We start from the raw sequence: 11,979 nt of genomic DNA, 5'->3' as shown, positions 1-11,979 counted from the left end.
GTCTGGCCTGAGCGCATGCGCCGGCCCGAATTACAAGCCCGAGGTAGCGACCGCGGCTAGCCCCCAGACCACCTTGCCCGTGCCGACGGTCGAGGACATGACGCGCGACCAGGCCGATTATCGCATCGGCCCGCTCGACAAGCTTACGGTCAACGTGTTCGGGGTGCCGGATTTGACGACCAACGGCCAGGTCGACGGCGCGGGCAATCTCGCCATGCCGCTGATCGGCCAGATCAAGGCGATCGGCGAGACGCCGAATTCGCTGTCGGCCAAGATCGCGGCGGCGCTCGACCAGCGTTACGTCCGCAACCCGCAGGTGTCGGTCACCGTGACCGAGGCGGTGAGCGCGATGGTCACGGTCGAAGGCAGCGTGGTTAAGCCCGGCCAATATGCCGTAGTTGGCCGCACCACCCTGCTCCGCATGATCGCTGCTTCTGGCGGCCCGTCCGATTTCGCGCGACTGAGCGAAGCGGTGGTGTTTCGGACGGTCAACGGCCAAAAGATGGTCGCGCGGTTCAACATCAAGGATATCCGTGGCGCGCGCACGCCCGACCCGGAAATCTATGGCAACGATGTCATCGTGATCGGCAATAACCCGGGCCGGCAGCTCTTCAAGGACATCATCTCCATCGCGCCGGTCCTCGGCATCTTCTATCAGATCGCAAGATAAGGCTTTCCCTTGGCAACCAATACCCTTCCGCTCGATCTCGGCGGCCCCGCGGCGGACCGCGGCCCCGACTCGCGGCTGGCGCTCGAACACTTCCTGCAACAGCAGGACGCGGAAAGCCCGCTGACTCAGTATCTCCAGATATTGATTCGGCAGCGCTGGATCGTGTTGGCGATCATCGCCGCGGGCGTGCTGGCCGCGGTGTTCGTCAACGCGACCACCGTGAAGCTGTATCGCTCGACCGGGTCGATGGAGATCGCGCGCGAAGCGGCGCGCGTGGTCAATACCGACGATACCCAACCCCGGCAGGCGGCGGCGGGCCAGGAATTCTACCAGACGCAATATGGCCTGTTGCGCAGCCGCGCGCTGGCCGAGCAGACGGTCGCGTCGCTGCGTCTCGCCGACAATCCGACCTTCCTTTACGGTTATACCGGCAAGAAGCCGCCGGCCGATGCACTCGCCGGCGACCGCAAGCGTCGCGAATTGACCGCAGCACGGTTGCTGATGGGCCATTTGACGGTCGAGCCGGTCCGCGGATCGAGCCTGGTTCAGCTCAGCTTCGACAGCCCGGATCCCGCGCTGTCGGCGACCGTCGTCAATTCGATCGCCAAGAACTTCATCGCCTCCAACCTCAATCGCCGGTTCCAGGCGACCGCTTATGCGCGCCAGTTCCTGCAGCAGCAGATCGAGAATACGCGTCAGAAGCTGGAGGCGTCCGAACGCGCGCTGGTCGCCTATGCCGGGCAGCAGCGGATCATCAATTATGAGAACGGCACCACGAGCAAGGATCAGGATTCGTCGAACGGTGCGTCGGTCGAATCGACCGACTTGCGCGCGCTCAATGACGCGCTCAACGCCGCCAAGATCGATCGTGCCCAAGCCGAGGCGCACTATCAGCAGGCGGCGCGCAGCCAGGGCCTGAACGCGCCCGAGAGCTTGCAGGACGGCACCGTCGCCGCCCTGCGCAGCCAGCGCTCGCAATTGCAGGCCGAATATCAGCGTCTGTCGGCACAATTCCGGTCGGACTATCCGCAGATGGTCGCCCTTCGCCAGCAGATTACCGAACTCGACAAGCAGCTCGGCAAGCAAGGCGCGGTGGTGCTCGATTCGCTCCGCGCCGCCTATCTGGCGGCCGCGCAGCGCCAGTCCGAACTCCAGGGACAGGTCGACAAGCTCAAGAACAATGTGATCGATCTGCGCGGCCGGACCGTCCAGTACAACACGTTGCAGCGCGATGCCGACACCAACCGGGCGCTCTATGACGCGCTGCTCCAGCGCTACAAGGAGATCGGCATCGCCGGCGGCGTCGGGACCAATAACGTGTCGATCGTCGATACCGCGCTGCCGTCGGGCAGCCCGGTAACGCCGCGCACCTCGATGAACCTGCTGCTCGGGTTGTTGCTCGGCACGCTGGTCGGCGGCGCGGTTGCGTTCATCCTCGAACAGCTCGACGAGTCGATCATCGCGCCGCACGATCTCGAGCGGAAGCTCGGCGTGCCGCTGTTGGGCAGCGTACCGCGCGTGCCCGATTCGGACGTCTCGATCGACCTGCTCGAGGACAGCAAGACGCCACTTGCCGAAGCCTATCTGTCGCTCCAGACCGCGCTTCGACTTACTACCAGCAAGGGTGCGCCCCGCGTGCTGTTCGTGACGAGCTCGCGGCCGTCCGAAGGTAAATCGACCACGGCGATGGCGGTGGCGCGCAATTTCGCATCGTTGGGCAAGAAGACGATCCTGATCGACGCCGACTTGCGCAACCCCTCGGTGCACAAGATAATGGGCTTCGCCAATACGGGCGGCCTTACCAATATCCTTGCCGGTGCGACCGACGTCGATACCTATATCCGCAAGGGGCCCGTGGACCGTCTGTCGATCATGAGCTCGGGTCCGATCCCGCCCAACCCGGCCGAGCTGCTGGCCGGCTCCAACCTGTCGCAGACCTTCGAGCGGCTGCTGAAGGAGGGTTATGACCATATCGTGGTCGATGGCCCGCCGGTGCTCGGCCTGGCCGACGCGCCGCTGATTGCCAGCTATGCCGAAGCGACGATGTTCGTGATCGCCGCGCGCAACACCCATACGCGTACCGCGCGTGTGTCGCTGCGCCGCCTTGCCGACGTCCATGCCAATATCCTCGGCGCGGTACTTACCAAGTTCGACGCCAAGAAGATCGGCTACGATTATGGCTATAATTACGATTATGGCGACAAGCGGATCGGCTTCATGAAGCGCGTGACGGGCTGAGCCCTGACGGCGGGCGCGTCATGGCTATGATCGCCTTGCGCCGGGGCACGGCGACCGTTCGGGTCGTCGTGCTGACGCTCGCGCTCGCCGCCGGCTTCTTCACCGTGCGGTCGGGGCTGGCGTTCCTGCTCGCCACGCCGGCGACTTCCCAACTCGCGCTCCGCATCGATCCGACCAACACAAACGCGCTCAGCATGGATGCCAACGAGCGGCTGAAAACCGTCGAGCTGGGCGCTCCGGCCGCCAAGCTCGCCTCCGACAGCAAACGGCTCCTCGAACATTCGCCTTATGAAGTCGTGGCGCTCCGAAACATCGGCATCATCGCCGCATCGAACGACGATGAGAAAGGTGCGGCCAAGCTGCTCGATATCGCCGCGCGGCTGTCGCTGCGCGATTACCTGACCCATGCCTGGTTGCTCGACTATCGATTCCGCACGAACGAAGTCGCGCCGGCCGTGACCGAAGCCGATATCCTGCTTCGCCAGGACGACCAGAATTGGCCGGTCATTCTTCCCGCGCTGATTGCTCTGACCCGCGATCCCAGGATCATCGATCCGCTGGCGCGCGTGCTCGCGACACGGCCATATTGGCGCAGCACCTTCCTCACCCGGCTCGGTAGCGACAATCCCTATCCCGACGCGACCCTGGCGCTGTTGACTCGGCTCAAGGCGATCGGCTCACCGGCAAGCAAGGAAGAGCTCGACCCCTATTTTATCAAGATGGCCGACCGGCTGTCGCCGACCCAATTGTTCGCGCAATGGGTCGCGCTGCTGCCGCCGAGCGCGCAATCGGCGGGCAAGGGTCTGCTGCGCGAAGGAGACTTTACCGGACTCGACGCGTCTCCGCCATTCGGATGGCGCTTCTACCCTGCCGACGGCGTCTATGCCGAGCGGAGTAATGGCCCGGCGGGAATGGGCAGCGCGCTCTACGTTTCTTATTCGGGGGAGCGCGAAACGGTCTTTGCCAATCAGGAACTGGTGCTGCCGGCCGGCCATTATCGATTCGCGGGGCGCGTCTATGCCGAGGATGCGATCGATGCGGGGGTCTTCCGCTGGTCGATCGTTTGTATGACCAAGGGTGCGACTGGGGTTCTCGCTACCGCGCCAATCAATCCCTTGCCCGGCCAACTTGGCCGTTATGCGGTCGAGTTCGATGTGCCGTCGAAATGCGATCAGCAACAGCTGGCGCTGACCGGGGCCGCCCGGGATACGACGTTCGACACGCTGGCGCTCTATGTGGACGGGCTCGACATCACGCGTTTGCGCTGAATATCGTTCCTGGCGCGACTTGAAGCGGACTGCCCGAGCCCCGATCAACCGCTCTGCTGCGGCTATTTCCGATCGCGCCTTTTCTGCCGAAAACCGGCGCCCCTTTCCAGCGCGAGGTTAGAATCAATCGCGCGCCGCCACCATCGCGAACATGGTCTTGCGATGACGCGGACCACCAGCCAAGCGGTTGACGAAACGCGGCAGTGGCGGATCGGCATAATAGACCGTTTCCAGCAAGGTAAAACCGAGTTGCCGCAGAATCTCGCGCACCTGGGTCGATGTCGGAACGTGGCGCACATGGCGATAGTAACGCGGGCGCCCGGTGACTCGCCAGGCAAGTGCTTCGAATCGGCGATAGAGCGACCGCCCATTGGGCAGCGATAGAATCAGTCGGCCGCCCGGGCGGAGCAAGGCGGCGAGTCGGGCTATCTCGGTCGTCAGGTCCGGGAGATATTCGAGCACGCTCGAACACAATGCCAGATCATATTGCCCCGCACGATCTGACAATGTTTCGAACAGCGCCACTTCGAACGATACGTTGGCGATCCCGTGGTCGTCGGCACTGGCGCGCGCCAGATCGATCATTCGTTCCGCACCGTCGATGCCGTGGACATGCGCTGCGATCTTGGCCGCTTCGAAAGACAGGGTGCCTGCCCCGCACCCCGCGTCGATCACTTGATCTCCCGGCCGGGCATAACGTTCGATCAACCTGCCCCAGGCGCGCAAGCGATCGCGGAATCCGGCGGAACGGACATATCCGTCACGAAATGCCGGCGCGATCGAATCGTGCCAGCTGATGGCGGTTTCGGATCCGTCGGCCACTGTCGCTCCCTTGGCAATCGCCCTCGTCCCTCGGGCATGTCGATATCGGCCTAGCGTGCCTGCGACCGGGATGCACCAGATGATGGCCCGCCTGGCGCACTAAAAAACCCGGCCCGGCGCACCGCCGTCCCGGGGTCAGTACAAATAAGAAGGGCGCGAAGTTCGAAAACTTCGCGCCCTACAATATCCGGTTAGAAACCGATCACGGGCTCTTCGGCTTCGAGCTGCCCGAGGTGGCGGCAATGATGCCACCGATGATAGCAATCACCGCGAGGACCGCAACGATGCCGCCGCCGCCACCACGAAGATGGTTGGCATCCTTGGCATCGGCGCCAGCGCGCACGGTGCTGACCTTGGCCATGACCGTACCCTTGGCGGGCGCGGCCTGGGCCAATGCCGGGGTCGCCGCGAGCGCCACCGACGCGAGCGCCGCAACAGCGGACTTAAACAGCACCATTAGCAAACTCCCTTGGTTATCTGTTCCAATTTCTCGACGCGCTTGCCACATAAACGCGCCAACTGTCAACCATAGTGCCGATCGTTCCAGGATCGTTCCCAGCCCCTACTCGGCCCCAACGCCAACTATCCGCAAACGCCGGTAAGCTGGATTTGTTGCGTGGCGAAAGCCCTTTTTATCCGACTGTGGCTTCCATGCATCGCCTTCGCCGGGAACGGTTAAATTTCGATGACGATAGATCAGGATTTCTGACGTATTCGCGCCGGCCGCCGCACGGACGCACCGGATCGTCAGATATCGGCGACACCAAGGTGAGACGTGACGAATGGGGCTTGTCTGGCGCCATTCAATCCGGGAAAGGGCATGCATGCCTTCCGTCGCACGTCCCCGCATCCTCGTGGTCTTCGGGACGCGCCCCGAAGCGATCAAGCTCTTTCCGTTGGTCCATGCGCTACGCCGGACGGATGCCGATGTGCGCGTTTGCGTCACCGGTCAGCACCGGGAGATGCTAGATCAAGTGCTTGAGATCGCACGAATCACGCCCGAACACGATCTCGATCTCATGCTGCCGAACCAGTCGCTCGATACGCTCAGCGCGCGACTGTTGACCGAATTGGGCAAGGTTATGGACGCCGACCGGCCCGACCGCGTCATCGTCCAGGGCGACACCGCCACCGCGATGATCGGCGCGTTGACCGCTTATTATCGCAAGATCCCGGTCGGCCATGTCGAGGCCGGGCTGCGCAGCGGCAACATCTATCATCCCTGGCCTGAGGAAGTGAACCGCAAGGTCGTGGGCGCGATCGCCGATCTGCACTTCGCACCGACCGACACGTCGCGTGATGCCCTGCTCGCCGAAAACGTTCCGGCCGAACGGATCCACGTGACCGGCAATACCGTGATCGATGCGTTGATCGAGACGCGCGCGCGCGTCGATTCGGACGCTACCCTCGCCTCGACGATCGCTCCGATCGCCGCGCGTTTCGCCGGCAAACGCATAGTTGCCGTAACGACACACCGGCGGGAAAACTTCGGTGACGGACTGAGATCGGTCGCCCAGGCGGTCCGCCGAATCGCCGATCGTCCCGACGTCGCCGTGATCTTTCCGGTCCATCCAAATCCCAATGTCCGCGGCCCGATGAGCGAAGTGCTGGCCGGCGTGGACAATGTGGCGATGATCGACCCGCTGGATTATCCCAACTTCGTCCGCCTGCTGTCGCTCTGCCATTTCGTGATGACCGACAGCGGCGGCGTACAGGAAGAAGCGCCCGCGCTCGCCAAGCCAGTGCTGGTGATGCGCGAGACGACCGAGCGGCCGGAAGGTGTCGCCGCGGGCACCGCGAAATTGGTCGGCAATGACGAGGAGGTCATCGTTACCGAAGCTTCACGCCTTTTGGACGATAGGGCGGCCTATGAAACAATGGCCCGCGCCCACAACCCGTTCGGGGATGGCAAAAGCAGCGAGCGGATCGCCCGCATCATCCTCGGTTCCGATTACTGAGATGAGCGCCAGTACTTTACGCGTCTGCGTCGTGGGCCTCGGCTATATCGGCTTGCCCACTGCCGCGGTGATCGCCCGAAGCGGTGCATCGGTGCTCGGCATCGATATCAGCCCGCACGTCGTCGAGACGATCAACGCCGGCCGCATTCATATCGAAGAAGCCAATCTCGAATCCCTGGTGCACGACATGGTCGCGACGGGCGCGTTACGCGCGGCGCTCGCCCCCGAGGCCAGCGACGTGTTCGTGATCGCGGTGCCGACGCCATTCACCGACAATCACGCGCCCGATATCAAATATGTCCTCGCCGCGACCCGCTCGATCGCTCCGGCGGTACGCAAGGGCAGCCTGGTGATCGTCGAATCGACTTGCCCGGTCGGCACGACCGAGGCGGTCCGCGACGTGTTGAGGGAAGCACGGCCCGATCTTACCTTCCCCGATGGCGGCAATGGAGCCACCGACGTCTGCGTCGCTTATTGTCCGGAACGCGTGCTGCCCGGAAAGATTCTCGAGGAATTGGTCAGCAACGACCGCTCGATCGGGGGACTTAGCGCCGCTTGCGCCGAACGCGCCGTGCAGTTCTACAAGGGTTTTGTCGCCGGCGAGTGCATCGCGACCACCGCGCGCGCCGCGGAAATGTGCAAATTGGTCGAAAATTCGTTCCGCGACGTCAACATCGCGTTCGCGAACGAATTGTCGATCGTCTGCGACACGCTCGATCTCGACGTCTGGGAAGTCATCCGACTGGCCAACCGCCACCCCCGGGTCAATATCCTCCAGCCCGGCCCGGGTGTGGGCGGGCATTGCATCGCGGTCGATCCCTGGTTCATCGTCGACAGCGACCCGGAAAATGCCCGGCTGATCCGCACGGCGCGCGAGGTCAATGACGGCAAGGCGCATTATGTCCTTGCGCGTACGGCGGCGCTCGCGGACGCGCATCCGGATGCCGCGATCGCGTGCCTGGGCCTGTCGTTCAAAGCCAATATCGACGATTTGCGCGAAAGCCCCGCGCTCGAGATCGCGATCGAACTGGCGAGGAAATATGGCGACCGCGTGCGCGTGGTCGAACCACATATCGATGCGCTGCCGCCGGTGTTCGACGGCACCGGCGCGACAAAGGTCACGCTCGATCAGGCGCTCGACGATTGCGGGGTGCTGGTCGTCCTGGTCGACCATCATGAGTTCCGCGGAGTCGCCGCCAACCGACGTGCCGGCAAGGCGATCTACGACACGCGCGGGCTTTGGCCGGACTGAGTTTCGGGCGTCGATGTTCGCGCCGCTCCGGAGCGCCCGCGGCAGTCGTCTATATCGCTATTTCGCGCCGAACCCGCTGACCACGGTGCCGACCGTCTTCAACAGGATCAGCAGGTCGAGCCAGCCCGAAAAGTGCTTGATGTAGAAGAAGTCGTAGTTGAGCTTGTAATGAACCGAGGCGAGGTCGGCGACATGCCCCTGGTTGACCTGTGCCCAGCCGCTGATCCCCGGCCGCACGATGTGGCGATATGAATAAAAGGGGATTTCCTGCTCGTACCAGCTCGACAGCGCGACCGCTTCGGGCCGCGGGCCGATCCAGCTCATCTCACCCTTGATGATGTTCCACATCTGCGGCAGCTCGTCGATCCGCGTCCGGCGCAGGAAGCGGCCGAGGCGCGTCACGCGCTGATCGTCATCGGTGGTGATGAACCCGTCGCGTGCCGCTTCCTCGGGTGTGCATTCGCGCATCGTGCGGAACTTCCACACCATGAACGGCCGGCCGCGATAGCCCATGCGTTCCTGTTTGAAGAGCGCGGGTCCCTTCGAGTCGATCTTTACCAGCAGCGCTACTACCAACATCGGCACGATCAGGATCGGCAGGAAGATCAGTGTCAGCAACAGGTCGATACCGCGCTTCATCTTGCGATAGGCGAGATTGGGGAGCAGCGACCCGAAGCTGTTTTCCGACAGATGCTCGATCGATACGCGTCCGGTCAGCGATTCGCGTATCTGTTTGACGTGATAGACGGGATGGCCGTTGACCGCCGCCTCTGCGAGCATGCGCTCCCAATTGTCATCATGATCATACCGCAGGTCGGCGACGATCACAGCCTCGCGGCCCGGCGGTATGACCGGCTCGGTCAGCGGGATCCATTCGACATTGGGCAGTTCCGTGAGCGCGGATGTCTTGCCGAAGGGGACGATGTAAAAGGGTTTGGTCGTCGCGCGTAGCAGATAGAAATGAATCGCGTAGGAGGTCACTGCCGCGAGTGCAGCCGACGTGCCCAGATAGGCGCGGCTATAGTCGAGCCGAAGGAAGAAGAAGGTCGCGAAAACCAGCCCATAGGATGTCGCGTAGGTCGGGACGATATAGCTGAACACGCGCGACCCCGGAAACGCCGTCACCCGCCGCAGCAGAAAAAGCCCCAGCACGGCTCCAACCGCCGCGCCGAGAATAACGTTGTCGACTCCGCCGATCAGTGTCGCCGCATTTGGATTGTCGAGGAGCAAGGGACGGCTGATCAGCATGCTCGGCACGAGCACGGCCAATACCAGCACCGCGAAGGCTTCGACGCGGAAGGACTCGAAGATGCTCGATCGCGGGCGCGTTGCCGCCTTGGCCCGGCTCATCAGCATATGACCAATTCCCCTTAAAGTCGCTGCGGCACGGTGGTTGCGGCGCAGCATTACACCCGTCCGGCGCCCCGAGTCTATTGATCTACGGCAACATTCATCGCGACTTCAGGTCGTCCGGTGGAACGAGCGTGTCGCCTCGAGACACCAGACCGGCGATCCGCGTGCGCTCTGTCTCGACCGCGCGCACGCGGTCTGACCATTGCGGATGCGTGGCGCTCGGGAACAATCCGCCAAGCCGTTGCACCCTGAATCGCCTCCACAGCGTGACCGCAGCACCGGGGTCGAAACCCGCCCGCGCCATCAGATAGGGCATCAGCCGGTCGGCCTGAAGTTCGTGCAAACGTTGAATTTTCGCCTTTGCCTTACGATGCCCCAGGGCATTGTGCGCGAGTTCGTGCGCCAGGATCGCGGCCAGCTCGTCCGGCGTCGTCGCGAATCCCGCCATCCGCGTCGACAATTGCACCCATGTGCCGTTCGCCACCGCATCAGCATAGCCGCCCGGTACCAGCTGGAATCGCGCCTTGCAGGCGGCGATGCCGGTCAGGTCGATCGTCAGCCGCTGCCCGTTCCGGTCGACCGTCAGGCGCGCCTTTCCGTCGGCCAGCGCCGCATCAAGCGCGGTCATCGCCGCCTCGACGCCGGTGAACCGGCCATCCGGCGAATCGGGCGGCGGCGCCGCGAACGGCGTGCCGTCGGCATCGACGAGCACGTCTCCGGGCTTGAGCCCGGCGCGATCCGCGGGCGATCCCGCCACGATCAGCGCAACGGTCGGTCCGTTGCTCAGACCCAGCACCTGACGGGCCGCCGGACGGAACGCCGCGCCATATTGAGCCAATGTCTCGATCAGCATCCCGCTCTCGACCATATGCTCGACGCAGAGATCGACATTGGCGGTCGCCAGCCGATAACCGATCGTCGCGACCGCGGTGTCCTGCTGCAGCAGCCCGCGTACGATCAGGGTCGCTTGGTCGTCGCCCGACGGCCCAGCCGCGATCAGGGCAAAAGCGAACAATGGCCTTAACGACTTGATCATCCCCGGGTCGCTAGCCGAGACGCGGGATTCAAGCCAGCTTGGCCGTTGTCGGCTTCCCCGCTAAGGGCCGGTAGTCCGGAGGAGGCATGTGCCGCGCGCGCTCATCCGATCCGGCGTTGCGAAGGAGCGCGTGTGAAGCTTGTCGTCGTCGGCCTGGGGTATGTTGGCCTGCCTTTAGCTATAGCGCTCGCGCGTCATTTCGAGGTCTGGGGTATCGATATCGATACCGGCCGCATCGCCGAATTGTCGCAGGGGCATGACCGCACCGGGGAAATCGACGAAGCCACGCTCGCCGCCTCGACTCTCAATTACACTTCGGACCCGTCCGCCTGCCCGGCGGCGAGTGCCTATATCGTCACCGTCCCCACCCCAATCGATGCCGACAAGCGCCCCGATCTCGGCGCGGTGATGGGCGCGACCCGGATGGTCGCCGGGATGATCGACCCCGCCGAGCGCCCGACGATCATCTATGAAAGCACCGTCTATCCCGGCGTCACCGAACAGATTTGCGGTCCGGAGATCGAGAGCGTCTCGGGTCTGACGCGTGGCCGCGACTTCACGCTCGGCTACTCTCCCGAACGGATCAATCCGGGCGATCGAGAACACACGGTCGATCGTATCGTCAAGGTGATCGCCGGAGAGGACGAGGAGACGACCGATCGGCTCGAGGCGATTTACGGCAAGGTCACCTCTGCCGGCGTGTTTCGCGCCGCGTCGATCAAGGCCGCCGAAGCCGCCAAGGCGATCGAGAACGCGCAGCGCGACATCAATATCGCCTTCATGAACGAGATCGCGCGAATCTTCGGCGCGATCGACCTGTCGGTGTGGGACGTATTGGCGGCGGCGAAGACCAAGTGGAACTTCCTGCCCTTTCAACCCGGGCTGGTCGGCGGCCACTGTATCGGCGTCGATCCCTATTATCTCAGCCACCTGGCCGAGCAACTGGGCCATGATCCGCGAGTCATCCTGGCGGGACGGGATACCAATGACGGCATGTCGGCGTGGATCGCCGGGCAGATCCACGCCCGGGCGGGCAAGAAGGGATCCGCGCTGGTGCTCGGGCTGACCTTCAAGGAAAACGTTCCCGACCTGCGCAATTCGAAGGTCGCCGAACTGGTCGCGGCACTCGGTGACCATGGCCACGACGTCACCGTCCACGATCCGATGGCCGATCCGGCCGAGGCGACCCACGAATACGGCATCACGCTCGACAGCCAAGCCCTGTCGCGCACCTACGATCTGGTGGTCCTGGCCGTACCGCATCGGTCGTATCTCGAAATGGACGGCGGGTTGGCAAAGCTGGTCGCGCCCGGCGGGCTGTTCGCCGATATCAAGAATGGCGTGCCGGGCATGACCGGCACGGTGCGCTGGACGCTTTAGGA

General features: G+C 63.6%; 10 protein-coding genes. 6 read left to right on the top strand and 4 right to left on the bottom strand.

Features of this window, described 5'->3' with window-relative positions; genetic code table 11:
- Positions 1-79 precede the first annotated feature (79 nt).
- The 3 genes from Q0L25_RS15760 to Q0L25_RS15750 are packed head-to-tail and all read left to right on the top strand — an operon-like array spanning position 80 to position 4,176.
- Positions 80-670: a polysaccharide biosynthesis/export family protein gene (locus Q0L25_RS15760; RefSeq protein WP_296615939.1), complete on the top strand. Its 591-nt coding sequence runs from the start codon at positions 80-82 to the stop codon at positions 668-670.
- 9 nt (positions 671-679) lie between these two features.
- On the top strand, positions 680-2,908 hold the full coding sequence (locus tag Q0L25_RS15755; RefSeq protein ID WP_296615938.1) for a polysaccharide biosynthesis tyrosine autokinase: 2,229 nt from the start codon (positions 680-682) through the stop codon (positions 2,906-2,908).
- 20 nt (positions 2,909-2,928) lie between these two features.
- Positions 2,929-4,176, top strand: coding sequence for a hypothetical protein (locus tag Q0L25_RS15750; protein ID WP_296615936.1), 1,248 nt, complete (start codon positions 2,929-2,931; stop codon positions 4,174-4,176).
- A 123-nt stretch (positions 4,177-4,299) separates the two neighbouring features.
- Here the strand turns inward: Q0L25_RS15750 and Q0L25_RS15745 are convergent, their stop codons facing one another.
- Together Q0L25_RS15745 and Q0L25_RS15740 are read right to left on the bottom strand one after the other, a co-directional pair.
- Complete coding sequence (locus Q0L25_RS15745) at positions 4,300-4,998, bottom strand: bifunctional 2-polyprenyl-6-hydroxyphenol methylase/3-demethylubiquinol 3-O-methyltransferase UbiG (protein WP_296615935.1); 699 nt, start codon at positions 4,996-4,998, stop codon at positions 4,300-4,302.
- 202 nt (positions 4,999-5,200) lie between these two features.
- On the bottom strand, positions 5,201-5,455 hold the full coding sequence (locus Q0L25_RS15740; protein ID WP_296615933.1) for a hypothetical protein: 255 nt from the start codon (positions 5,453-5,455) through the stop codon (positions 5,201-5,203).
- 367 nt (positions 5,456-5,822) lie between these two features.
- Here Q0L25_RS15740 and wecB point away from each other — a divergent pair, with 367 nt between their 5' ends.
- The gene (wecB, locus tag Q0L25_RS15735) at positions 5,823-6,956 is read left to right on the top strand and encodes a non-hydrolyzing UDP-N-acetylglucosamine 2-epimerase (RefSeq protein ID WP_296615932.1); all 1,134 of its coding nucleotides are present in this window, start codon (positions 5,823-5,825) and stop codon (positions 6,954-6,956) included.
- Position 6,957: 1 nt separating this feature from the next.
- Positions 6,958-8,208 carry a UDP-N-acetyl-D-mannosamine dehydrogenase gene (gene wecC / locus Q0L25_RS15730; RefSeq protein WP_296615930.1) on the top strand — a complete coding sequence of 417 codons (1,251 nt, stop codon included), beginning with the start codon at positions 6,958-6,960 and terminating at the stop codon, positions 8,206-8,208.
- 57 nt (positions 8,209-8,265) lie between these two features.
- Here wecC and Q0L25_RS15725 read toward each other — a convergent pair whose 3' ends face one another.
- Positions 8,266-9,564: a sugar transferase gene (locus Q0L25_RS15725; protein ID WP_296615928.1), complete on the bottom strand. Its 1,299-nt coding sequence runs from the start codon at positions 9,562-9,564 to the stop codon at positions 8,266-8,268.
- 94 nt (positions 9,565-9,658) lie between these two features.
- Positions 9,659-10,597: a M48 family metallopeptidase gene (locus Q0L25_RS15720; RefSeq protein ID WP_296615927.1), complete on the bottom strand. Its 939-nt coding sequence runs from the start codon at positions 10,595-10,597 to the stop codon at positions 9,659-9,661.
- 132 nt (positions 10,598-10,729) lie between these two features.
- Here Q0L25_RS15720 and Q0L25_RS15715 point away from each other — a divergent pair, with 132 nt between their 5' ends.
- The gene (locus Q0L25_RS15715; RefSeq protein ID WP_296615925.1) at positions 10,730-11,977 is read left to right on the top strand and encodes a nucleotide sugar dehydrogenase; all 1,248 of its coding nucleotides are present in this window, start codon (positions 10,730-10,732) and stop codon (positions 11,975-11,977) included.
- The last annotated feature ends 2 nt before the right edge of the window (positions 11,978-11,979 follow it).

It is taken from the genome of Sphingomonas sp. (genome assembly GCF_024508665.1).
In the GTDB taxonomy this organism is placed as follows: domain Bacteria; phylum Pseudomonadota; class Alphaproteobacteria; order Sphingomonadales; family Sphingomonadaceae; genus Sphingomonas.
This window is presented reverse-complemented; position numbering and strand designations above follow the sequence as displayed.

Bases quoted from the DNA above. Each gene is read 5' to 3' on its own strand.
- wecB (WP_296615932.1), top strand. From the start codon at position 5,823: ATGCCTTCCGTCGCACGTCCCCGCATCCTCGTGGTCTTCGGGACGCGC.
- Q0L25_RS15725 (WP_296615928.1), bottom strand. From the start codon at position 9,564: ATGCTGATGAGCCGGGCCAAGGCGGCAACGCGCCCGCGATCGAGCATC.
- wecC (WP_296615930.1), top strand. From the start codon at position 6,958: ATGAGCGCCAGTACTTTACGCGTCTGCGTCGTGGGCCTCGGCTATATC.
- Q0L25_RS15740 (WP_296615933.1), bottom strand. From the start codon at position 5,455: ATGGTGCTGTTTAAGTCCGCTGTTGCGGCGCTCGCGTCGGTGGCGCTC.
- Q0L25_RS15720 (WP_296615927.1), bottom strand. From the start codon at position 10,597: ATGATCAAGTCGTTAAGGCCATTGTTCGCTTTTGCCCTGATCGCGGCT.
- Q0L25_RS15750 (WP_296615936.1), top strand. From the start codon at position 2,929: ATGGCTATGATCGCCTTGCGCCGGGGCACGGCGACCGTTCGGGTCGTC.